The following is a 23015-nucleotide window of genomic DNA, read 5'->3' as shown; positions in this document are numbered from 1 at the left end:
AGATGGGATACGATGGACTCCTTCCAAGCTTACGCAGAGGCCGGGTTAGACACGCTATAGTTTCCCACTATGGACTTAGCCACCATCGCGTTCGCTTTCAGCCTTGTGCTGCTGTCGGGCTTGTCGACGTCCATCGGAGGCGCCCTCGCCGTAGGCAAGAGAGAACCTGGCCCGAAGTTCATGGCCGCTGCCCTGGGCCTGTCCGCAGGTGTGATGCTCTACGTCTCCTTCATGGAAATCCTGCCGGAGGCCCTGAAGAAGCTAGAAAGCACCCTCGGGGACGAAGCGCGCGCCACCTGGACGATGATGGCGGCATTCTTCGCGGGTATTGCGATCATTGCCATCATTGACCGCCTTGTGCCCGAGGAGATTAACCCGCACGAGCCGGCCACCACCGAGGAGGACGCGCGGCGCAAACGGCTGATGAAGACCGGCATGTTCACCGCCTTCGCGCTGGCTATCCACAACTTCCCGGAAGGCTTGCCACGTTTCTCTCAGGCCTCGAAGCCCCGGAGATCGCCATCCCCGTCGCCGTGGCTATCGCCATCCACAACATCCCCGAGGGCATTGCGGTCGCAGTGCCCCTGCGCAGCGCGACGGGCTCGCGGAAGAGGGCCTTCTGGTGGGCCACGCTATCTGGCTTGGCCGAGCCCTCGGCGCTCTCATTGGCTTCGCGCTGCTGATGCCATTTATCGGCCCGATGACGTTCGGCATCAGCTTTGCCGTCATCGCCGGCATCATGGTGTTCATCTCCTTGGATGAGCTTCTGCCCACGGCAGAGGAGACCGGCGAACACCACTGCGCCATCTACGGGCTGATAGCCGGTATGGCGGTGATGGCGGTTTCACTCGCGCTGTTTATTTAGAGGTTATTTCACGCGCTCCGCGGTGGCCTTGACCGCCATGACAATGGAGACGATGACTGCGCCCAGAATAAAACCACACAGCATGGACAAGGCAGTATCTGCCGTCCAGGCGAGTGCGCCGTTGCCGATGCTTTCGGTGACGTGGTGGATGAAGCCATAGGGTTGCTCGGCGCCGAACTCGCTCAGACCCTTGACCACGATGTGGCCGCCGACCCACAGCATGGCGGCGGTGCCGATAATGCCGATGATCTTGAGCACGATGGGCATTCCCTTGACCAATGCGGTACCCAGGGCAGAGTCACCATCGTGACGCTTGAGCAGGGCGACGCCGATGTCATCCATCTTGACTAGCAGCCCGACGGCGCCATAGACACCCAAAGTGAGAAGCACGCCGACGGTGACCAGGGCACCGAGGCGCAGCCAGAAGGGCTGATCAATGACCTCGTTGAGGGAGATCACCATGATTTCGGCCGACAGGATGAGGTCGGTGGTGATAGCGGATTTCACCAGGGAGTCCTCGGCATCGGGGCCCTTTTCTTCCACGGTCTTTTCGTCCTTCTCACCGCGGTGAAGGACAGCATGGAAGATCTTCTCCGCCCCCTCGAAGCACAGGTACGTACCTCCGCACATGAGGATAGGGGTGAGCGCCCACGGCGCGATCCAGGACAGGATGAGCGCGATGGGAAGGATGATGACCAGCTTGTTGATGAGCGAGCCCTTGGTGATGCGCCAAATCATGGGCAGCTCACGCTGCGGCTTGACGCCCTGGACATATTGAGGCGTGACAGCGGCGTCATCGACGACGACTCCCGCTGCTTTCGCCGAGGTTTTGCCGGCCAACGCTGCCACGTCGTCGACGCTGGAGGCAGCGGAGCGGGCGATCAGGGCGACGTCGTCAAGCAGGGCAAAGAGGCCACCGGCCATGACTCACATCCTTTAAGGTAGGGGAGAAGTACTCACCCTAGGTTACTCGGCAGGAACGAGCTCCACATTTTCTGCCCAAGTAAGGTCCATTCCCAGCGTGCGCAACCAATTCATGGCGTCATCGCCGTAGCGCGTGATGCCCTCGACGGCGGCCAGCGTGCGCTCCATGGCGCGCTCGGCTTCCTCCGCGCTGATAAGGCCGTTGGAGGTGGCGGCGGCTAGCTCGTCGATGTCGAGCACGTCAACCGGCTCGCCGGAGGTGGAGACCAAGTCGACGTAGAGATCGCGGGTGGTCCACACGTCCCCGTCAATGTCGATATCGGCAACGTCGATGTAGAAGTCTTGGTGCACGTCCACACCTTCACGGAAGTGGAAGATATTGGCGCGCAGGCCGAGCTCTGGCAGCAGCCAAGACTCGAGGTAGCCGAAGCGCGGGTGGTTGGCGCCGCGGGCCATGTACAGGCCAAAATCGGTGACCCGGTAGGTGTCTACCTCGCGCTGGAAACCTTTCGGGTCGACATTGATGTTGTCGGCCGTATTGAAAGTCTCTTGCTTGACTGGGTGCAGATCTGTGCTCATTAGTTCACCTCGAGGAAAGCCGCGGTAGGTGGGAAGGAACACGAGGATTCAGCAGTGTTGACCGCACCGGAGAGGACCGCCACGATGGTGCCCTTGCCGGTCGTTGCGCGGCCCGAGACCGTGGTTGGCCCGTCGGTGTTGATGCCGTTGTTGAAGAGGGGAGTGGTGCCGAACTGGAAGGTGTCCAGGTTGAACCACTGGACGCGCATGGCGCCCTGTTCTTCAGCGGCGGTCGGGGTACCCAGGGCGGTGAAGAGGAAGACGGCTTCGCCTTCACCGGCGCCTGGGGCCGGCATATCGGTCGGGCCAGGTACGGCGATGGCGGAACCCACCGAATCGCCCTGCCCGCCGATGCACTGCGCGGAGACCGTGGGCCAGTAGAACTGGCGGAAGCCAGGGTTATTTCCCTCCGGCATCGCGACGCCGCCCTCGCCGCCTTCACCAGCGGTGAAGTTGAGTGCGGTGAGGATGGCGCTGCGGGCCTCCTGCGGGATCCATGGCTGTGCCGCGAAAGCACGAACGCGCTCCTGCGTCTCCGGGGTGGGACGGCCGAGGCTGTCCAGCGGGTTGCTGCTCTGGGAGACGTTCACCAGCGAGGAGAGATCAGGGGCGCCGGCATGCGCGGGCGTGATGCTGAGCAGGCCCATCATCAGGGCAGCAGTGAGTCCGGCTACGCCGCGACGGGCGGAACCGGTGGAGTGCTGTTCAGAAAAGGCCATGGAGAATCCTTGTGTGTGGGTGGGGGAAGTGACGTCACAGAAACTACACAGTGATCACATCAGTCACAATAGTATCTGCTGTCACAATATTCACTTTTTCGGCGTAGTCAACTCTTTTTAGAGCCCTACTGTGCGGTATGTCGGTGCTTGATACCAATCTGTTACATCCCGCAGCGCTCTGCGGGATGATGCGCGCGATGCTGCACATCAAAGGGCTAGAGAGTATATTTAAGGGCCGTTCACATCGCTAACGCACCATGCTTTGAAGGAGCACCCCACACGTGAGTAATACTGAATTCCGTAACGTAGCCATCGTCGCGCACGTTGACCACGGTAAAACCACCCTTGTCAACGGCATGCTGGAGCAGTCCGGCGCTTTCGGCGACCATGGCGAACACTCGGATCGCGTCATGGACTCCAACGATCAGGAGCGCGAGCGCGGCATCACCATTCTGGCGAAGAACACCGCCATCCACCGCAAGGGCCTGGGCAAGGACGGCGGGGATCTCATCATCAACGTCATCGATACCCCAGGCCACGCCGACTTCGGCGGCGAGGTCGAGCGCGGCATCTCCATGGTGGACGGCGTCGTCTTGCTTGTCGACGCCTCCGAAGGTCCCCTCCCGCAGACCCGCTTCGTGCTCACCAAGGCGCTGGAGGCGAAGCTGCCGGTCATCATTTGCGTGAATAAGACCGACCGCCCGGACGCCCGCATCGACGAGGTCGTCACCGAGGCCCAGGACCTGCTGCTGGAAATCGCCGCTGGCCTCGAGGACGAGGAAGCAGCCGCTGCCGCCGAGGAGCTGCTGGGCCTGCCGGTCCTCTACACCTCCGGCCGCGAGGGCAAGGCTTCCACTGAGAACCCAGGCAATGGCAACGTTCCGAACGCCGATGATCTGCAGGCGCTTTTCGACGTTATTTATGACGTCCTCCCCGAGCCCTCCGCCAAGGTCGACGCCCCTCTGCAGGCACACGTGACCAACCTGGACTCCGATGACTTCCTTGGTCGTATCGCCCTGCTTCGTATCTACTCGGGCACCCTCAAGAAGGGCCAGCAGGTGGCCTGGATGCACTACGACGAGGAAGGGGAGATGCACACCAAGACCGTCAAGGTGGCGGAGCTCCTGCGCACCGTCGGTTTCCAGCGCCAGCCGGATACCGAGGCCATCGCCGGTGACATCGTGGCGATCTCCGGTATCTCCGACATCATGATCGGTGACACCATCGCGGACGTGGAGAACCCGCAGCCGCTGCCGCGCATCAAGGTCGACGAGCCGGCCATCTCCATGACCATTGGCGTGAACACCTCCCCGATGGCAGGCCAGGGCGGCGGCGATAAGCTCACCGCCCGCTTGGTCAAGGCCCGCCTGGACCAGGAGCTCATCGGTAACGTCTCCATCAAGGTGCTGCCGACCGAGCGTCCCGACGCTTGGGAAGTCCAGGGCCGCGGCGAGATGGCGCTTTCCGTACTCATCGAGAACATGCGCCGCGAGGGCTTCGAGTTGACCGTCGGTAAGCCGCAGGTAGTCACCCAGGTCATCGACGGAAAGACGATGGAGCCCTATGAGATGCTCACCATCGATTCCCCCTCCGAGCACCAGGGCGCTATTACCCAGCTGCTGGCCACCCGCAAGGGGCAGATGCAGTCCATGGACGTGCGCGAGGGCGACTGGGTCCGCATGGTCTTCCGCGTTCCCGCCCGCGGTCTCATCGGTTTCCGCACCCAGTTCATGACGGAGACCCGCGGCGCTGGCATCGCCAACTCCATCTCCGATGGCCTCGACGTCTGGGCCGGCGACATCAAGGCCCGTCCGACCGGCTCGCTGGTGGCCGACCGTTCCGGACAGATCACCGCCTACGCCCTCCAGCAGCTGGCGGACCGCGGTGACTTCTTCGTGGAGCCGGGCATGGAGGCCTACGAGGGCATGGTTGTCGGCGCCAATAACCGTGATGAGGATATGGATATCAACATCACCAAGGAAAAGAAGCTGACCAACATGCGCTCCGCCACCGCGGATGCCACCGTCACCCTCGCCAAGGCCCGGACCCTGTCCCTGGAAGAGGCGCTGGAGTTCTGTGGCACCGACGAGTGCGTCGAGGTCGGCCCGAACGTTCTGCGCGTGCGCAAGGTCGAGCTGTCCGCCACCGACCGCAAGCGTGCGGCCGCCCGCGCCAAGCAGCTCAACAAGTAGTTCGCTCAGCGCCGCCCCGGGCAACTACAGTGGTAGGGAAAGTTTTCGGAATGTAAAGGTTGTGTGGAGTGGACCGTTTCCTGCCTCGGCTTGGCGTTATCCTCGCAGCCGCTCTGCTTACCGCCTGCCAGGCCAACCCCGGTCCGCCGCCGGTGGTAGATGAGAACGATCGCAGTACCACGCCAACGAACTCAACCACCACGGCCCCGCCACCTGAGGCAGCACCCGAAGAGGACCTTCTGCCGGAGCGCAGCACCGTGGCGATTGGGGTGGACCCGCTGCGCGGTGGGCTCAACCCACACCTAGTGGCGAACAACTCCGAGCTGGTCAACCAGATTGCGGAGCTGGTCCTTCCTTCAGCTTTCCACGGCTCTGAGATGGATACGGATGTCCTGGAATCTGCAGAGGAGATCGAAGCCCCCGGCAGCATTGCCATGCGGGTGCGCTATACCATCGCCGGGCCGGCGCAATGGTCGGATGGCACGCCGATCAGCGGCTCCGATTTTAACTACCTGTGGTCCCAGATAACGCGCACGCCGGGCGCGAAGGACGTGGCTGGCTACCGGGCAATTACAGCCGTGCGGACCTCCGGGAATGGGCGCGTGGTCACCGTTGACTTTGCCCATCGCGTGGAGGATTGGCAGAAGCTCTTTGCCAACCTCGTGCCCTCCCACCTCCTGGAAGACCGCGATTTCGCCTCGGCCCTGGCTGACGGGATCCCCGCCTCGGCCGGGCGCTACCTCGTCGCCGGAATGGATCGCGGCCGGGGAATCATTACCCTCAACCGCAACGACCGGTTCTGGGGAGAAGATCCCGCGAATATCGACGTCATTCAGCTGCGCGCTGTGCGCGATACCGCGCAGGCGGTGAACATGTTGCGCTCGCACCAGATCGGTTTTGCTGATATCACCCCGCAGCAGACCACCCTGGAGAATTTGAGCCTGCTCAGCAACGTCAATACCGGTGTGGTGACCCGGCAACGCCAGCTGCGGCTGAACATGTCGGCCGTCGAGGGAGCGCTCGATGAACAGGCGCAACGCCGTGCGTTAGCCTCGCTTCTCGACACCGACCAACTAGCCCGCCTCGCCACCGGCCGCGCCTCGGAGCTCAAGTCTGGGAACAATCCCTTCGATAGCCACGCGGAGCTCGCCCCATTGCGCGAGCGTGCGGGCCGCAAGCCGGTGCGGATTGCCGTGGATCCCCAGTACCCCACCGCCTTGGCGGCGGCCACCACCATCGTGGACGTGCTCCAAGCCAAAGCCATCGACGCGGAGGTCGTCACCGAACGCTTGACCACGATTACCTCCGACCTGCTCCCAACGGGCAAGGTGGATGCTGTGGTGGCGTGGGATGAGAACGGCGAGGACGCACTCAGCCTGGCCAGCTATTTCGTGTGCGCGACACCCACGCGCCCGGCGGCAACGTTGTCCGGGTACTGCCCGGAAAACTCCGCCGACACTGCCCTGGGTATTCTCTCTGGCGACGTGGATTCCGCGACCGCGCAGGAGCGCGTAGAGCATCTCAACAGGGAGGAAGCGCTCTTCGTCCCGCTGCTCAACGAGGTGCGTATCCATGCTTTGGGCAAGGGTATTGTTGGCCCCGGACAAAGCATTGAGGACTGGGACTCCGGCCTCATCAGCGCACCGCAGTGGAGGAAAGATGATGACTAAGGAGCTCACCGGCTACCGTGTCGTGGCCGTTCATGCCCACCCAGATGACGAGGTGCTTTTTACCGGCGGAACGTTGGTGGACCTGTCCGCGCGCGGCGCGCAGGTCACCGTGATTACCGCGACGCTGGGTGAGGAAGGCGAGATCATCGGCGAGCCCTACCAGGGCCTCGCGGAGACCGACCAGCTGGGAGGGTTCCGCGCCTGGGAGCTTAAGCACGCGCTCGACGCTTTAGGCGTCGACGGTATTCAGCTGGGTGGTTTCGGGCACTTCCGCGATTCCGGCATGGAAGGCTCGCCCGCTCACGAGAATCCGCGGGCCCTGGTCAACCGCGTGGAAGAGGCCGCCGACCTGATGCGGGGCCACCTTGTCGCGCTGCGTCCACATGCAGTGCTGACCTATGGCCCGGACGGCGGTTACGGGCACCCCGACCATATCGCTGTGCACAAGGCCGTGCACGCGGCTGCCGCGCCTGAGCAGCGCATCTGGTGGGCCGTCTTTGAGCGCGCCGCGCACTACCGCGGCCTCGATGCTGTTACCCCTCCGGAGGGCTGGAGCCTGCCCGATAAGGAGTACCTGGATAACTTCACCAATGCTGGCTGCGATGTGGCATACGAGCTCACTGACGCGGCTCTCAGCGCCAAGCGCGCAGCGATGCTGGCCCACGCCACGCAGATCTGGCTTGCCGACGGCTCCCTCACCACCGTCAACCCTCACGCCGCCCAGGCGGGCTTGAAGGATCCCGCGGAGGTTCCCGCTGCCTATGCCTTGTCCAACCTGCTCACCATGCCGCTGCTGCGCCACGAGTTCTACCAGCTGGGCCAAGGTGAGCTGCAGGATTCATTGCTGGGGGAGAAATGAGCGAGCGCGCAATCCGCACCGACTTCTCCCGCGGCGAGCAAGTAGGGGGCCTAGTGTGGCTCGTCTTAGGCGCACTCTGCTCGCTGACCTTAGAGGTGGTCTATCTCACCGCCCGCGTGCCATGGTTCGACGGGGCCAGCGTGGCCTTTCCGATCACCATCCTCATCGCCTTCTGGTTCAACGGGGTGCTGACCCGCACAGCGCGGCTGTGGAGTGAGAATCCCTACATCGCGGGCTTGCCCGGTTTAGCTTGGGTGGCGGGTTTCCTCGCGTTCATGCTGGGTGCCGCCATCGGGGACGGTAGCTTGCTAGCCAATAATATTCTCAGCCTGCTGCTGTTCGCCGCGGGAATCGCGGGTAGCGTTTGGCCATTTTTCGCCTCGGAGTAGCATACTGTTAGTCGTAGAAAACCCGTGACACACAGGAGTTTAAACACCTTATGACTTACACCATCGCGCAGCCTTGCGTCGACGTGATGGACCGCGGCTGCGTTGAAGAGTGCCCGGTCGACTGCATCTACGAGGGCAAGCGCATGCTCTACATCCACCCGGACGAGTGCGTGGACTGCGGCGCCTGTGAGCCGGCTTGCCCGGTGGAGGCCATCTTCTACGAGGATGATGTCCCGGATGAGTGGCTGGACTACAACGATGCTAACGCCGCCTTCTTTGATGATCTCGGCTCCCCGGGCGGCGCAGCTGCGCTCGGCCCGCAGGACTTTGATGTCCCGATGATCGCTGCACTCCCGCCTCAGAACCAGGAGTAATAGATGAGCCGCACGCCGCTGGGAGACACGCTCCCGGATTTTCCGTGGAACTCGCTTGCTGACGCCAAGAAGAAAGCACAGGCGCACCCGGACGGGATCGTTGACCTATCGGTGGGCAATCCCGTCGATCCGGTGGCCCCAGGCGTGCAGTTAGCGCTGTCCGCAGCGGCCGAGGCCCCCGGCTACCCGCAGACACAGGGCACCCCGGAGCTGCGCGAGGCCATTGCGAAGGCGCTGCAGCGCCGCTACAACATGAACGTGGACGCGGTGCTGCCGGTCATCGGCACTAAGGAAGCTATCGCCTGGCTGCCTACCTTGCTGGGCATGCGCGGCGAGACCGTGGCTTTCCCGACGGTGGCTTATCCCACCTATGAAGTCGGTGCACTTCTGGCCGGTGCCAAGCCTCTGCGCGCCGATGAGGATTTCCAGGATGCGTCGCTCGTGTTCATCAACTCGCCGTCGAATCCGACGGGCCGGGTGTTGGGCGTCGAGAAGCTGCGTGAGATCGTTGCCTGGGCGCGCGCGAACAACGCCATCGTGGCCTCGGACGAGTGCTACATGGGCCTGGGCTGGGATGATGAGAACCCGCCGGTGTCCATCCTGGATCCGCGCGTGACCGATGGCGACAACACCGGGCTCATTGCGATGCATTCGCTGTCCAAGAGCGCGAACATGGCTTCTTACCGTGCCGGTTTCTTCGCGGGCGATGCCCAGCTCATCGCGGAGCTGCTGGAGCTGCGCAAGCACGCAGGGCTCATCGTTCCAGGCCCCATCCAGGCGGCCATGGTCGCCGCGCTTGACGACGACCCCTCCGAAGCCCTCCAGCGCCAACGCTACGCCGCGCGCCGTGTGGATCTCATGCGGGCACTGACCGGCGCGGGCTTTCGGATCGAGCACTCCGAGGCTGGGCTCTACCTGTGGGCAACGCGCGGTGAGAACTGCCGGGCGACCGTCGACTGGCTGGCCGAGCGCGGCATCCTCGTTGCACCGGGTGACTTCTATGGCCCAGCGGGCGAGCAATTCGTGCGCATTGGCCTCAACGGCACTGATGAGCGCATCGCCGCAGCCGTGGCCCGCTTGGCTGCGTAAATGGCCTTTCGCCCACCAGCGCGGGAGGGGATTAGCCCGCGTAAGGTGATGCTCACGGGCATCGTGCCCGCCACTCCTACCTATTGGGCAGGTGAGGCGGGCGATTCCGCGTTTTCGCCCGGTACTCGCTTAGAGCCCGGCACTGTGCTTCCCGGCCCAACGCTGGCCTGGTATCACCCTTCGGTGCCTTCCGAAGAGCCTATTCCGTTTGATTACCGCGTGGTGTTTGAGGACGGGGACCTGATAGTCGCGGACAAGCCGCACTTTCTGCCCACGACGTCGAACGGGCGCATCGTGCGCGAGACCCTCCAAACCCGCCTGCGCGTGGACTACGGGGAGGACTCTATTGTGCCGCTGCACCGGCTGGACCGGTTGACGTCGGGGTTGGTGCTGTGCTCGCGTAATCCGCGCACGCGCGCTGCGTACCAGCAGCTTTTTCAGGAGCGTGCGGTGGTGAAGCGCTACCGTGCTCGGGTGGCCGCGCCCTTCTCCTTCGACGGCACGGTGCGGCTGGGCATGCGGCGAGTGCGGGGTGAGCGCCAGGTCCGCGTGGATCCTATCGGCACGCCTACGGTGACTCGGGTGCGCGCTCGGGGAGCGGTGGCCGATGTCTGGCCACTGACCGGCCATACCCACCAGATTCGCGTGGTGCTTAACCACCTGGGGCATCCGATTGTGGGGGACGATACTTATCCGGTGGATCGCGGGTTGTCCCTCTACGATTTTTCCACGCCCCTGCGGCTTACTCACGTAGCTTTGAGCTTTAAGGATCCGCTTTCTGGTGAGAAGCGTGAGTTTCAGCTGTGAGATTCGGCGCTCTTGCGGCGCGCGTTTTAGTTTGCGCTGAATGAGGGACTAAACTCAAACGAAGTTTTATTCATCATAATTGAGCATTTTGTACGAAGGGCGTGTCCATGGCGGATCTGAGCTTTGCTCGCTTTGCCTCGAATCTTGGCCAGTTCATTAAGTTCGGTTTGGTCGGTGGTTCGGGCACGTTGGTCAACATTGCGACTTCGATTGTGGCTGCAAAGTGCGGTTTGGCGTGGTTTGGTGCCACGCCGCATGACGCGATGTTCAACCTGTTCGGCACGCAGTTCCACGTGCGTTGGTTCATGCTCTTTTCCACCATTGCCTTCCTTGTGGCTAACACCTGGAACTACCAGCTCAACCGCATGTGGACGTTCAAGTCCGTCAACAAAGTGTCCTGGCTACGCGGCTTTTTCCCATTCCTCATTACGGGCATCGGTGCATACTTGGTGACCCTCGCGGTGCAGTACCTGCTGATGAATCCGACCTCGCCGCTGCAGCTGCCTCCCCATATCTTCGATGACTCCACCGGTTTCCGCACGATGTATTACTGGGCCAACGCCATTTCCATCGTGGTGGCGATGCCGATTAACTTCATCTTCAATAAGCTGTGGACGTTCCGCTCGAAGCCAAAGACGCCGATCTTGGTTCACGAGACCGAACCGGCTTAATACCAGCCCTTTGCCCCGCCTCGCCCCGCCTCGCCCCGCACCCTTCGCGCTCACCAGCGTAAGGCTGCGGGGCCTTTGTGTCGCGGCGGTGAGCGGGAAGGGAGGCGTCGGCACGCACCGCTTCCTTCGCGCTCACTGGAGACACGGCGTGGAAGCGCTCCATCGTGCTGGTGAGCGCTTAGGGACGAAAATCGGAAACCCGCCCTTTGCGCTCACCGGCATCTAATAGATTCGCTAGTTCCCGTTTACAGTGAGCGGGAAGGGGCGGCGGCAGCGGTTTAGCGGGGCAGGGCAAGGCTGCATTCTTTGCGGGGGCCGGCAGTATCGGCTTGAACTACCCTTGGCGCTCACCGGCGCCTGCAAAATAGAGGAACCCGCCGTCCGCGGTGAGCGCGAAGGGCGGGATGGATGGGGATTGGCCGGGCAGTGCGGTCTAGTCGTCGAGCTCGGAGTCGAGGCGGGCCTGGTCGCGTTGATGCTGGCGGCGGCGAAGGAATGGCGTGAAGATGATGGCGGCGGTCACGCCAGCCCCAGCGCCAAGCAAGTAGGAGGTGGAGTCCGGTGCGTAAGCGTTGTGGGCAATTCCAACGAACATCACAATGAGCGGGATGAGGTAGACGGTCATCGCAGGCCAAATGCGGCCAACAGGCGGGGTGGCGACGCGCTTGCGCAGCCACGCCGTGCCGAAGAGATTGCCGATGATAGACGGTGCGATGGCGAGGAAGCACAGCATGCTCATCTGACCAGGAAGGACCCAGGCGAGGATGGCTGCGGCGACGAGCTCGAGGAAGCGGGTCGGGGTAGCGCTGATGGTGTTGGCCTTGTAGAAAGTCTCGCGCTCGAATTCGTCGCGAGAGGCGCGGTCGATCTCGCGGAGCGTGTAGTTGGCCAGGGCGTTAATCATGTTGTTCATCTCCAAAGACTTCTTCGATGGTTTTTCCTAGTTCGCGGCAGATGTCTAGCGCTAGGTAGACGGAGGGGGAGTAGTTGCCGCGTTCGATATTGGCGATTGTCTGGCGGGAAACGCCGGCCCGTTCAGCAAGGTCGGCTTGAGACATCTCGAGCCAGCGTCGCCATTTGCGAACCATGTTCTGATGCTCGGCCATCTGGCCTCCTTTACGGTGTGTAACTCTTACATGACTAAGTGTAAAGAAAACTTGTCACGATGGCAATGTTTGCATGCATAAGTGCCAAGTCCAATAAGGCTGGGTCGCCGCAGAAGGGAGCTTGGGATTTCGCCCTTTGAGCAGCTCAAGAGTCGCTTTGATAAGCAAGAAGGCGTCGTTGAGGTGGTAGCGGATATCGTCGGCAGTAAAGCGCAAAACCGTATACCCATGGGCTACGGCCGCGTTCTGCTTCGAGCGGTCCGCTTGAAACGCCCGATCATTTTTGTGGTACTCCCAGCCGTCGACCTCGATGATGAGCTTGCCAATCTTCAGGTCAAAGCGGTACCCCGCAATGAGCGCGTTGTGCTCAGGAAAGATCCCGTCCGCGCTAAGCCTTCGGCTGAGCTGGCGCTCCGGTACGCTATCGGCCCCAATCGGTGTGCGGCGGATAGTCTCTTTCAAACGCCGGGGAACCCGACGCATCCTTCGCCGGTCATCTTCGAGGCGGGCGGGCCCTGTTTTGCCGCGGTAGTACTCTTCCAGCAGCTGCCCGCACGCCGCGGCTATACGACGGGCTGCCCACAGCACCTGAACAACAGGCAGGCCGTTCACCTTGGCAGTAGCCGACAGGCGTGAATGCGTCACGCGAAAATTTTTGCCCTTAAGCGTGCGCGGGCCCTCGGCTTCCAGCGGAAACGTCAGCTTCCTCCCCAGGTGAATCTCCTGCGCGGTCTTGCCCGTGAAATGTATTCGACTGAGCCCGTGTGCCAGAGCCCGCGCCACGGCAAGCGGCGACCACTCGTCGCTATAAATCCCGCGGTGCACGCGAAAGAGCGTCCCCGCGCGAAGCTTCCGCCTGATTGCCTCCTTGCTCAAGCCTTGCTCGCGAAGCTCTGCGGTCGTCCATGCCTTCATGAAGCTCAAGGTATGCAGTGCTTCACGACGCGTCGATGGTCAATTCCCCGCCTGTGGATAACTTGGCCCTGCGGCGTCGATTTTGCGCTAAAAAGCTGTCGCGTCCGCAATTTTTGCACCTCTTGCCCGCCCCGAAACTCCCTTCGCGCCCACGGGCAGCCTTGAAAAGGCGACACCCCGGTCGCCGGTGAGCGCGAAGGGTGGTCAGTGATAGGCGTGGCGGGAAAGCGGCCCGTTTGGTTCCGCCTTCCCCTTTGCGCTCACGGAGCACGTGCCTGGTGCTCTTCAGCTCATCGATGGTGAGCGCGAAGGGAGTGATTGAGTGGGTAAGCTCCTGCGCCTGACCCTTGGCGGCCACCAAGAGCGGACAAACGGTACAACGCTGGTCGGCCGGTGAGCGCGAAAGGTGGGGCGGCGATGGAAACGAGGGGGTTGGGCGGCGATGGAAACGAGGGGGTTGGGCGGCGAGATGGCGAGGGGCGGCTAGCGGGCCTCGAGCTCGTCAGCTGTCGGTAGGGGCAGGCGCGAGGTCGGGGCGATGCCGCGGGCCTTCGCGTTGATGACGCCGGCGATGGCTAGCACAGCGAACATGGCGGCGGCGGAGAAGAGTTGGATGCGGGCGGAGGCGTCGGTAAGCATGAGCACCGCAATGGCTGCAAAGAGCGCCAGGGCTAACCACGTGAGGTAGGGGTAGGTCCACATGCGCACCGGCAGCGGGTGGATGGCCTCGAGCTGTGGGCGCAGTCGCAACTGGCTCACCGCGATGAAGACCCACACGATGAGCAGCGAGGCGCCAGCGGCGTTGAGCATGAAGGACAGCAGCCACCCGTTATCTGCATAGTTGAGAACAACCATCACCGCGGAAAGAATGACAGACAGCGCGATGGCCGCCGTCGGGACGCCGCGATGGTCGGTGTCGGCGAAGAGCTTGGGGGCTTCACCGCGGCTAGCCAGCGAGTGCATCATGCGGGAGGAAGCGTAGATCTGCGCGTTAAAAGCAGAGAGCAGTGCGAGAACGATGACCACTTCCATGATGGCAGCAGCACCTGGAATTCCCGCGCGGTCCAAGACCATGGTGAAGGGCGACTCGGCAGCAGACTTCGCGGAGCCGAGCGAGGAATAGGGCAGGAGGAAGGTGATGACGAGGACAGAACCCAGGTAGAACACCGAAATGCGCGTAATGGTGGTGCGCACTGCGTTGACGAGGGACTTCTCGGGGTCCTCGGATTCCGCCGCGGCGATGGCGACGACCTCGATGCCGCCGAAGGCGAAGGCCACGGCAAGCAAGCCGGCGGCGACGCCTCCGAGGCCGTTGGGCATGAAGCCGTCTTCGAGGAAGACAGACGTGCCGATGAAGGTGTGGCCGGGGAGAAGGCCGAAGATGAGCAGCGCGCCGATAACGAGGAAAGCAATAATGACGGCGACCTTGATGAAGGCGAACCAGTACTCAAACTCACCAAACAAGCGCACTCGCAGCAGGTTGATGGTGCCGAAGAGAGCCACGCAGATGGCTGCGGGGATCCAGGGCGGGCAGTTAAACCACGCGCCGATGAATCCGGCCGCGCCGGTGATTTCCGCGCCCAGAACCGCGACGGTGGCGAGCCAATAAATCCAGCCCTGTGTAAATCCTGCCCAGCGGCCGATACCGTGCTCCGCGTATTCGGAAAAAGAGCCTGAAGCAGGGATAACCGTGCCCATCTCACCGAGCATCTGCATGACCAGGATGGCAAGGAATCCAGCGATGAGGTAAGCCAAGAGGACCGCGGGGCCGGCAGCAGAAATGCCAACGCCGGTGCCTAAGAAAAGGCCAGCGCCAATGGTGGAACCCAGCCCCATCATGGTCAGGTGGCGGACCTTCAAGCCGCTGCCGAGTGAGCGAGGAGAGGAATCGTTTTGAGCAGTCATCTTTAGCATTCTAGGCAGCCGCTCGCGGTAAGTGGGCATAAAGGGCCCGGGATCAAGAAAAGCCCCCGCAAGAACGGGGGCCTCAAGCAACAGCGTTTAGTTCTTGTGCAGGTCCTCGTTGAGGGCCACGGCCTCAGACTTCCACTCCACGGCCTCGACGGCGCCGGTCACGGAGTTGCGGCGCAGCAGCACGCCGGAAACACCAGAGAGCTTGGAGCCCTTGATGGTGTCGCCCTCAGACAGGCCCAGGGCCTCCGCGATCTTGCCAAAGACGGCAATCTTGGTGCCGGCGGTGACGTAGAGGCCGGCTTCGACGACGGAGTCGTCGCCAAGCGAAATGCCCACGCCGGAGTTCGCGCCGAGCAGGCAGCGCTCACCGATGGAGATGACCTCCTTGCCGCCGCCGGAGAGGGTGCCCATGATGGAGGCGCCGCCGCCGATATCGGAGCCATCGCCCACGACAACACCCGCGGAAATACGGCCCTCGACCATGGAGGCGCCCAGGGTGCCGGCGTTGAAGTTAACGAAGCCCTCGTGCATCACGGTCGTGCCCTCAGCGAGGTGGGCGCCCAGGCGAACGCGGTCGGCGTCACCGATGCGCACGCCGGACGGGACAACGTAGTCCACCATGCGCGGGAACTTATCGACGGAGTAGACCACGACCGGGCCGCGGGAGGCGAGGCGGCCGCGGACCATTTGGAAATCGGCAACCGCGCAGGGGCCGTAGTTAGTCCACACCACGTTGGCCAGCTTGCCGAAGATCCCGTCTACGTTCAGGCCGTGAGGCTTGACTGCGCGGTGGGAGAGCAGGTGCAGGCGCAGGTAAGCGTCGTAGGTGTCGGCGGGAGCCTCGTCCAGATCCTTGATGGAGGTCTCCACCGCGATGCGGGCAACGCCGCGCTCCTCGTCGGGGCCCACCAGGTCAGCGAACTGCTGCGGAACCTCCTCCAGGCGCTCGGTGCCGCTGGCTTCTACAGAGATATCGGTGTGAACTGCGGGGAACCAGACGTCCAGGACGGTGCCGTCATGGGTAATGGTTGCCAGGCCGCGTGCGGATGCTGAAGTCATAGGCTCACACCCTAGCAGCTACGCGTCCGCTCCGCGCCTTTTGTTACCCGGGAGTAGGTGGAAGATCACAACCAGGGAAACGGTCAGGATGAGGACGGCGAGGACTTGGTTGCGGGCGGAGGCGTCGAAAAGCATGAGAATCGTAAGACCCACCAGTGCTAGGGCAGTCAGCCACGGCAGCCAGGGGAAGCCCGGCACGCGCAGCGTCGTGAGCTCGCCATTGGTCTTGAGGACAGGGTGCAGCTTGATGTAGGAAGCGACGATGAAACACCAGATGACCAGCAGGCATCCGCCCACCGCGTTGAAGAGGAAGGCCAGAAGCCCCGGCGGGTTCCAGTACTGCAGAACCACCGACGCGAAGGCGAAGATGATGGAGAGCACCACCGCAAAAATGGGCGAACCGGAGGTGTTCGTCCGAAGGAAGACGTGGTGCGCGCTGTGGTCCTTGGCCATGTCGTAGACCAAGCGGGAGGTGGCGTAGATCTGCGCGTTGAAGGCGGACAGCAGCGCCAGGGCAATGATCGCCTCCATGAATCCGGCCGCGAAGGGGATTTTCGCGGCGGCGAGGACCAGCGTGAAGGGCGAGTCCGCGGCAACGTCGGCGTCCTGGATGGAGCTGAAAGGCAAGGCCATGGTGATGACCAGGATGGAGCCGATGTAGAAGACCATGATGCGCACGATGATGGCGCGCACGGCAGTAGCGACGTTGTGGGCCGGGTCCTCAGATTCCGCCGCGGCAATGGTGACCAGTTCGATGCCACCGAAAGCGAAAGCCACGGCGAGCAAGCCGGCGGCAAAACCGGGGCCGCCGTTGGGGAGGAAGTTCTCCGTGAAGTTATGTCCCGCCATGGACAGGTCCATACCCGGCAGGATACCCAGTGCCATGAGCACACCGACGCCCAGGAAGGCCACGATCGTGGCCACCTTGATGATGGCGAACCAGAACTCGAATTCGCCGAAGCCACCCACGGCGGCAAAGTTAACGATGGCGAAGAAGACCACGGCCACCAATGCCGGAATCCAGGGGTCCACCCCGAACCAGTTGGAGACAATCCCCGCGGCACCGGTAATCTCCGCGCCCATCACCATGACCAGCATGAACCAGTAAATCCAGCCCAAGGTAAACCTGGCCCAGGGCCCGAAGGCCTGGCCCGCATAGGTAGAGAAAGCGCCCAACGAAGGACGCGCGGCGGCCATCTCGCCGAGCATCCACATCACCAAGGCGATGAGCGCACCAGCCACCGCATAGGAAATAAGGACGGAGGTGCCGGAGACCTGGATGCCCAGGCCGACGCCCAGGAAGAGGCCCGCGCCCACCGCGGAGCCGAGACCCATCATGGTGAGGTGGCGGGTTTTGAGTTGAGTGGCCGCAGCCATAGGGAAATCACCTTCAACGCTGTTGATTGTTTGCAACGGCAAGTACTTTACGCAATGCACTAAGCAACCGGGGGCGCTAGCATGGCGGGTTGTGACTTTAAATCTCTTCTCCGATCCCATCGAGCTGACCAAGGCGCTGGTGGATATCCCTAGCCCTTCGCACCACGAGCAAGCGATCGCTGATGCCGTCGAGGAAGCCCTGCGCGGTCTGGACCAGAGCACAGTAGAGGTGGAACGCTACGGCAACACCGTCTGCGCCCGGACGAATCGGGGCTTCGAAAGCCGCGTGGTCCTCGCCGGCCACATCGATACCGTGCCCTTGGCCGATAACGTCCCCCACACCATGTCGGAGGACGGCGCCACCATGTATGGCTGCGGCACCGTGGACATGAAATCCGGCATGGCCGTTTACCTCAACGCCTTTGCGCAGCTGTATAACTCCGATGAGCTCAAGCACGATCTCACGGTCATCGCCTATGAGGGCGAGGAGGTCGCTACCGAATTCAACGGCCTGGGCCACTTGCAGAAGGATCACCCGGAGTGGCTGCAGGGGGATCTGGCGCTGCTGGGCGAGCCCTCCGGCGCCATGATCGAGGCCGGTTGCCAAGGCACCATCCGCGTGCGCGTTACCGCCCACGGCACTCGCGCGCACTCGGCCCGCGCCTGGCTGGGCTCCAACGCAGCGCACACCTTGGCGCCGGTGATGCTCAACGTGGCCAACTACCAGCCGCGCGACGTCGAGATTGACGGCTGCACCTACAAGGAAGGCCTCAACATCGTTCACCTCGAATCCGGCGTGGCCACCAACACCATTCCGGATGAGGCCTGGATGTTCGTCAACTTCCGCTTCGCTCCCGACCGCCATTCCGAAGAGGCGCTGGCGCACCTGTTGGAGGTCCTCGGCGAGCATGAGAACATCACCGTGGAGGTCGATGACATCGCTGGGGCCGCCCTGCCCGGTTTGGGGCAGCCAGCGGCGCGCGCGCTTGTCGACGCCGTCGGCGGCAACGTCCGCGCCAAGTACGGGTGGACCGACGTGGCCCGTTTCTCCGAGATGGGTACCCCAGCCGTTAACTTCGGCCCCGGCGATCCGGGCTTTGCTCACAAGAAGGACGAGCAGGTGCCCATCGCCCAGATCACCGAAGTCTCGACCGCACTCTTGAATTACCTGAAGGGATAACACCACCATGACTCCTGAGCAACTGCGCACCCTGCGCGGACCTCTTCTCGTGCGCACCGCCGGAGAGCAGTCCTCCACCTTTGATCAGCGCCTGCTGCAGTCTGGTGCGGATCACGAGTGGCAGCACGCCGATCCCTGGCGCGTCTTGCGCATCCAGGGCGAGTTCGTGGACGGCTTCGACGCCCTGGCCAAGCTGCCCAAGGCCGTGACCGTCTTCGGCTCTGCCCGCACCCCGGAGGATGACCCGAATTACCAGCTGGGCGTGGCCTTGGGCCGCCGCCTCGTAGAAGCCAAATATGCCGTCATCACCGGCGGCGGCCCCGGCATCATGGAGGCTGCCAACCGCGGCGCGCACGAGGCCGGCGGGCTGTCTGTGGGCCTCGGCATCGAGCTGCCCCACGAACAGGGCCTGAACCCCTACGTGGATCTGGGCTTGAACTTCCGCTACTTCTTCGCCCGCAAGACCATGTTCCTCAAATACTCCCAGGCCTTCATCTGTCTGCCCGGCGGCATGGGCACCATGGATGAGTTCTTCGAGGTCATGTGCATGGTCCAAACCGGCAAGGTGACCAACTATCCCATCGTCCTCATGGGTACCGAGTACTGGGCAGGCCTGGTGGAATGGATGAAGAAGACCCTGGCCGAGGGTGGGTTCATCAACCCCGAGGACCTCGATCTCTTCCTCGTCACCGACGATATCGATGAAGCCGTCGCTCACATCCTGGCCGCGCACAAGGTCATGTCGGACAAGCGCCTGCGGGAGCAAGAAGACAAGTGACCTCCGCTCCTCACCTCGCACGGGTCATGGCGATTGTGAACCGCACGCCGGACTCCTTCTACGACAAGGGCGCCACCTTCGAGCTCGACCCCGCAATCCAGCGTGCTGAGCAGTCGCTTGACGACGGCGCCTCCATCATCGATATCGGCGGCGTCAAGGCCGGCCCGGGTGAGCACGTCGACGCGGCCGAGGAAATCGAGCGCGTCGTGCCGACTATCGCGGAGCTGCACCGTCGCCGCCCGGAGGCGCTGATCTCCGTGGACACGTGGCGCGCCGAGGTCGCAGAGGAAGCTATCGCCGCTGGTGCCAGCTTGGTCAATGACACGTGGGCTGGGTGGGATCCTGAGCTCATCGAGGTGGCTGGCCACCACAAGGTCGGCTACGTGTGTTCGCACACCGGTGGTGTCACACCGCGCACCCGCCCGCACCGCGTGCACTTCGACGATGTGGTTGCCAACGTCATCGCGGAAACCACGCGGCTAGCTGAGCGCGCCGCCGACCTCGGCTGTCCGGAGGAGCTGACGTTCATCGACCCCACGCACGATTTTGGCAAGAACACCTTTCACGGCCTGGAACTGTTGCGGCGCATCGATGAGATCGTGGCGACGGGGTGGCCAGTGCTCATGGCCTTGTCGAACAAGGACTTTGTGGGTGAGACCCTCGACCGCGCCGTGGACCAGCGCGTCGCGGGCACGCTGGCGGCAACGGCATGGTCGGCAGCGCGCGGCGTGGCGGCGTTTCGGGTACATGAGGTGGGCCCGACGTTGGATGTCATCCGTATGACCGCCGCCATCCAGGGGCAGATGGCGCCCTTGGCGACGACCCGGGGGCTAGCCTAAGCCATGTTTCCGAGCGTTTCCGTTGTCATCCCTGCGCTCAATGAGGAGCGCACCGTCGCGCACGTCGTGCGCGCCTGCCTGGCGGATGAGCCTTTAGAGGTCATCGTCATCGACGCCGACTCCACCGATGAGACCGCCGCCCGGGCCGCCGCGGCGGGTGCCCGGGTGTGCAACTGGCGCGAGGTGCTGGACGAGGAACCGCGTCCGGGAAAGGGTGAGTCCCTGTGGCGCGGGGTGGCCGCGGCCCGTGGTGAGGTGGTCGTGTTCATCGACGCGGATTTAGAGTCTGCTGCGCCCGGCATGGTTACCGCGCTGACCGAGCCTTTCGTGGATCCCCACGTGCAGATGGTCAAGGCGCGCTATGCACGCAGCCTGAACGGTCAGCCCACGGGCGGCGGGCGGGTCACGGAGCTGAGCGCCAAGCCGCTGCTGCGGGTGTTCTTCCCCGAGCTCGCGCACATCGATCAACCACTGGGAGGGGAGTATGCGATTCGCCGCGAGGCAGCCCTGGATCTGCCTTTTGTGGCGGGCTATGGGGTGGAAGCGGGGCTACTGATAGACGTCGCCAAGCGCTATGGGCCCCATGCTATCGCCGAGGTGGAGTTAGGCACCCGCGCCCACCGCAACCGCCCGCTCGAGGAGCTGTCCCCGATGGCCGATGTCGTCGCGCGCACCATCCTGTCCCGCGCGGATGTGGTTGGGCCCGTTGCCCAACGTCCGCCGCTGCTGGGTAAGATTTAGCGCATGATGTCCTGGATTCTTCTTATCGTTGTCCTCATCGCCCTCGTCATCATTGGCACATGGGCGTGGGGAAGCATCGTGGGTCGGGGGACCGTGATGGAGGCTCCCGATACGGCCGTGGATACCAACGAGGAGAATCTGCGCGCCCTTGAGGAGGGGCGCTTCGATGATCTGCGTTTCGACGTCGTGACACGCGGCTACCGCCAGGACCAAGTCGATGCGCTGCTGGCTGCCGTCGAGCGCCGCATGGGCGCTGCGCCGGTGGCTTCTGATGGTTCTGCAGATGATTCTGCGGAACCATCCCCCGCGGGTGCGGCAACGAGCCTGCCGCTGTCAGCCGAAAAAGAGCTAGACTAGAAGGACGTTCTAAAAATAGTCGAAGGAGACTCAATATGGCAGCGATGAAGCCCCGTACCACTGGTGGAGAGATGGAAGCGGTAGAGGAGTCCCGCAAGATCGTGATGCGCATTCCTTCTGACGGGGGTGGGCGCATTGTCATTGAGCTCAGTAAAGAAGAAGCAGCGGAGCTGGGTTCACTCCTCGTAGCAGTTTCTAGCTAGTCTAGGAGCATGCTTTCACATATCGTCGATATTCTGGCCGATCCTGCCGATGGCAGCGCCCTGCAGGGCGCGGATGATTTTTCTCGCCTCGTGTCGGAGACCGGCCACTCTTATGACGTGGCCAAGCAGGGCTACGTCACGCTGGCAGCCGGCGCGGGCCTGAAACATCAGGGCGACGATGCCGCGATGGTTACCGCCCGCGAGACCTACCTGGCCATGGGGCACTTCGCGCCCTTCGTGGAGGCAGTGACCGGCGCGGTCCAGGACTCTTTGGAAACCCAGGATGCGGCTGAGCACGCGGCTGGCCTGGATGTGGACACCGCCCCCGCGCTCCTTGAGGTGGGCGCGGGCACGGGTTACTACCTTGCCCACACTCTCGATTCGATTGAGGGCGCTCGTGGCGTGGGCCTGGATATCTCTACGCATGCGGCCAAGCACCTGGCCAAGTCGCACGAGCGCGTCGGTGCTGTGGTCGCGGATGTGTGGGAGCGTCTGCCGCTGAAGGATGATTCGATTCACGCCATCTCGGTCGTCTTCGCCCCGCGCAACCCGGCGGAATTCCAGCGCGTGCTCGCCCCCGGCGGGGAGGTTATTGTGCTGACTCCGCAGGCTGGCCACCTCGATGAGCTGCGGGAGCCTTTGGGCATCCTCGGCGTCGAGGAAGGAAAGGTGGAACGCCTTTACGCGCAGGCGGAAGGTTTCCTTGAGCAGGCGGCCGACCCGGTCGATATTTCCTTCCCCATCGTCCTCGACAAGGCATCCATCGCTGCGCAGGTGGGAATGAGCCCTTCTGCGCGCCACATCAGCCCGGAAGAGCTGGCCGAGCGTATGGCCTCTCTGCCGCAAACCCTGACCGTGACGGCGCACGCTCGTCTGGACCGTCTGCGCTCTGCTTAATAGGCGGCTTTATTCTCGGCCGCATGCTGGTTGCATTTCTGGCCTAAACGCTTCAAAGCTGCAGCTGTGGCCCATCCTCAGCATTTCATGGCTGCATCCCCGGTCCATCCTCAGCATTTCATGGCTGCATCCCCGGTCCATCCTCAGCATTTCATGGCTACATCCCCGGTCCGGCCTTGACGCCGCGCGGCTACCAAAACTTCCCTTCGCGCTCACCGGCAGTGCACGCGACGGTTGTTTGATGTCTATGGTGAGTGCGAAGGGCGGGGTGAGTCCCGGCCTGGCTCATTGTGGCTCTGAGGTTGCGTGGTCTTGTCGGCGCTCGAAGGCATCTGCATCGACCTCCGCCTCAATCTCCCTTCGCGCTCACTGGCAGCGCCCGCGGTGGTTGTTTGATGTCTATGGTGAGCGCGAAGGGCGGGGTGTGTTCTGACCTGGCTGAGTGACGCGCGTCAGCTGCGTGGTCCCGCTGGCGCTTAAAACCTGACTTAGGTCATGGGTGGGTGAGTAA

At 63.1% G+C, this 23015-nt stretch carries 24 protein-coding genes and 1 pseudogene; 16 read left to right on the top strand and 9 right to left on the bottom strand.

The window, feature by feature from the left end; all coding sequences use genetic code 11:
- Nucleotides 1–69: 69 nt before the first annotated feature.
- Nucleotides 70–865: pseudogene (gene zupT, locus HMPREF2565_RS12670) on the top strand (zinc transporter ZupT).
- 3 nt (nt 866–868) lie between these two features.
- On the opposite strand, the gene HMPREF2565_RS12665 reads toward zupT, so the two are convergent.
- The 3 genes from HMPREF2565_RS12665 to HMPREF2565_RS12655 are packed head-to-tail and all read right to left on the bottom strand — an operon-like array spanning nt 869 to nt 3087.
- Nucleotides 869–1789 carry a DUF808 domain-containing protein gene (locus HMPREF2565_RS12665; RefSeq protein WP_070516797.1) on the bottom strand — a complete coding sequence of 307 codons (921 nt, stop codon included), beginning with the start codon at nt 1787–1789 and terminating at the stop codon, nt 869–871.
- Nucleotides 1790–1831: 42 nt separating this feature from the next.
- On the bottom strand, nt 1832–2368 hold the full coding sequence (locus HMPREF2565_RS12660; RefSeq protein WP_070516799.1) for a ribonuclease FAU-1 family protein: 537 nt from the start codon (nt 2366–2368) through the stop codon (nt 1832–1834).
- A complete protein-coding gene (locus HMPREF2565_RS12655; protein ID WP_071407507.1) occupies nt 2368–3087 on the bottom strand; it encodes an Rv1157c family protein in 720 nt (239 codons plus the stop codon). Before HMPREF2565_RS12655 ends, HMPREF2565_RS12660 begins: the two co-directional genes overlap by 1 nt.
- Nucleotides 3088–3368: 281 nt before the next feature.
- Between HMPREF2565_RS12655 and typA the strand changes: the two genes are divergently transcribed.
- From typA to HMPREF2565_RS12615, 8 genes are all read left to right on the top strand, one after another.
- Nucleotides 3369–5279, top strand: coding sequence for a translational GTPase TypA (gene typA, locus HMPREF2565_RS12650; protein WP_046648270.1), 1911 nt, complete (start codon nt 3369–3371; stop codon nt 5277–5279).
- 68 nt (nt 5280–5347) lie between these two features.
- Nucleotides 5348–6949 carry an ABC transporter family substrate-binding protein gene (locus HMPREF2565_RS12645; protein ID WP_071407506.1) on the top strand — a complete coding sequence of 534 codons (1602 nt, stop codon included), beginning with the start codon at nt 5348–5350 and terminating at the stop codon, nt 6947–6949.
- Nucleotides 6939–7808, top strand: a complete 870-nt coding sequence (locus HMPREF2565_RS12640; RefSeq protein WP_071407505.1) for a PIG-L family deacetylase — start codon at nt 6939–6941, stop codon at nt 7806–7808. Before HMPREF2565_RS12645 ends, HMPREF2565_RS12640 begins: the two co-directional genes overlap by 11 nt.
- Entirely contained in the window at nt 7805–8197 is a 393-nt protein-coding gene (locus tag HMPREF2565_RS12635) for a hypothetical protein (RefSeq protein WP_049154368.1), read from the top strand. Before HMPREF2565_RS12640 ends, HMPREF2565_RS12635 begins: the two co-directional genes overlap by 4 nt.
- A 50-nt stretch (nt 8198–8247) precedes the next feature.
- Nucleotides 8248–8571 carry a ferredoxin gene (gene fdxA, locus HMPREF2565_RS12630; RefSeq protein ID WP_005327491.1) on the top strand — a complete coding sequence of 108 codons (324 nt, stop codon included), beginning with the start codon at nt 8248–8250 and terminating at the stop codon, nt 8569–8571.
- 3 nt (nt 8572–8574) lie between these two features.
- Nucleotides 8575–9660, top strand: a complete 1086-nt coding sequence (dapC, locus tag HMPREF2565_RS12625) for a succinyldiaminopimelate transaminase (RefSeq protein ID WP_049154371.1) — start codon at nt 8575–8577, stop codon at nt 9658–9660.
- Nucleotides 9661–10467: a pseudouridine synthase gene (locus tag HMPREF2565_RS12620; protein WP_046648281.1), complete on the top strand. Its 807-nt coding sequence runs from the start codon at nt 9661–9663 to the stop codon at nt 10465–10467.
- Between the two features lie 107 nt (nt 10468–10574).
- Entirely contained in the window at nt 10575–11138 is a 564-nt protein-coding gene (locus tag HMPREF2565_RS12615) for a GtrA family protein (protein WP_049154373.1), read from the top strand.
- Nucleotides 11139–11571: 433 nt separating this feature from the next.
- On the opposite strand, the gene HMPREF2565_RS12610 is transcribed toward HMPREF2565_RS12615, so the two are convergent.
- The 6 genes from HMPREF2565_RS12610 to HMPREF2565_RS12585 all read right to left on the bottom strand — a co-directional run bounded on the left by HMPREF2565_RS12610 (nt 11572) and on the right by HMPREF2565_RS12585 (nt 17509).
- Nucleotides 11572–12051 (bottom strand): SoxR reducing system RseC family protein, encoded by a 480-nt coding sequence (locus tag HMPREF2565_RS12610; RefSeq protein WP_232745310.1) that lies wholly within the window; start codon nt 12049–12051, stop codon nt 11572–11574.
- Nucleotides 12035–12244 (bottom strand): helix-turn-helix transcriptional regulator, encoded by a 210-nt coding sequence (locus HMPREF2565_RS14105; RefSeq protein ID WP_046648286.1) that lies wholly within the window; start codon nt 12242–12244, stop codon nt 12035–12037. Before HMPREF2565_RS14105 ends, HMPREF2565_RS12610 begins: the two co-directional genes overlap by 17 nt.
- Before the next feature lie 54 nt (nt 12245–12298).
- Nucleotides 12299–13159, bottom strand: coding sequence for a DUF559 domain-containing protein (locus tag HMPREF2565_RS12600; RefSeq protein ID WP_070516808.1), 861 nt, complete (start codon nt 13157–13159; stop codon nt 12299–12301).
- A 483-nt stretch (nt 13160–13642) separates the two neighbouring features.
- Nucleotides 13643–15064, bottom strand: a complete 1422-nt coding sequence (locus tag HMPREF2565_RS12595) for an amino acid permease (protein ID WP_210385910.1) — start codon at nt 15062–15064, stop codon at nt 13643–13645.
- A 96-nt stretch (nt 15065–15160) separates the two neighbouring features.
- Entirely contained in the window at nt 15161–16132 is a 972-nt protein-coding gene (dapD, locus tag HMPREF2565_RS12590; protein WP_070821612.1) for a 2,3,4,5-tetrahydropyridine-2,6-dicarboxylate N-succinyltransferase, read from the bottom strand.
- Nucleotides 16133–16150: 18 nt separating this feature from the next.
- Complete coding sequence (locus HMPREF2565_RS12585) at nt 16151–17509, bottom strand: amino acid permease (protein ID WP_071407504.1); 1359 nt, start codon at nt 17507–17509, stop codon at nt 16151–16153.
- A 91-nt stretch (nt 17510–17600) separates the two neighbouring features.
- Here HMPREF2565_RS12585 and dapE point away from each other — a divergent pair, with 91 nt between their 5' ends.
- From dapE to HMPREF2565_RS12550, 7 genes are read left to right on the top strand one after another with little or no spacing between them, the layout of a single operon-like run.
- Nucleotides 17601–18689: a succinyl-diaminopimelate desuccinylase gene (gene dapE, locus HMPREF2565_RS12580; protein WP_071407503.1), complete on the top strand. Its 1089-nt coding sequence runs from the start codon at nt 17601–17603 to the stop codon at nt 18687–18689.
- Nucleotides 18690–18696: 7 nt separating this feature from the next.
- On the top strand, nt 18697–19467 hold the full coding sequence (locus tag HMPREF2565_RS12575; RefSeq protein ID WP_046648293.1) for an LOG family protein: 771 nt from the start codon (nt 18697–18699) through the stop codon (nt 19465–19467).
- 26 nt (nt 19468–19493) lie between these two features.
- Nucleotides 19494–20306 carry a dihydropteroate synthase gene (gene folP, locus HMPREF2565_RS12570; protein WP_210385911.1) on the top strand — a complete coding sequence of 271 codons (813 nt, stop codon included), beginning with the start codon at nt 19494–19496 and terminating at the stop codon, nt 20304–20306.
- 3 nt (nt 20307–20309) lie between these two features.
- On the top strand, nt 20310–21047 hold the full coding sequence (locus HMPREF2565_RS12565; protein ID WP_071407502.1) for a glucosyl-3-phosphoglycerate synthase: 738 nt from the start codon (nt 20310–20312) through the stop codon (nt 21045–21047).
- A 3-nt stretch (nt 21048–21050) separates the two neighbouring features.
- Nucleotides 21051–21404, top strand: a complete 354-nt coding sequence (locus HMPREF2565_RS12560; RefSeq protein WP_070516820.1) for a DivIVA domain-containing protein — start codon at nt 21051–21053, stop codon at nt 21402–21404.
- Between the two features lie 35 nt (nt 21405–21439).
- The gene (locus HMPREF2565_RS12555) at nt 21440–21607 is read left to right on the top strand and encodes a DUF3117 domain-containing protein (protein ID WP_010187237.1); all 168 of its coding nucleotides are present in this window, start codon (nt 21440–21442) and stop codon (nt 21605–21607) included.
- A 9-nt stretch (nt 21608–21616) separates the two neighbouring features.
- A complete protein-coding gene (locus HMPREF2565_RS12550; protein ID WP_046648297.1) occupies nt 21617–22504 on the top strand; it encodes a methyltransferase domain-containing protein in 888 nt (295 codons plus the stop codon).
- Nucleotides 22505–23015 lie beyond the last annotated feature (511 nt).

Source organism: Corynebacterium sp. HMSC072A04 (assembly GCF_001809235.1).
GTDB classification, from domain to species: Bacteria; Actinomycetota; Actinomycetes; order Mycobacteriales; family Mycobacteriaceae; genus Corynebacterium; species Corynebacterium hiratae.
This window is presented reverse-complemented; position numbering and strand designations above follow the sequence as displayed.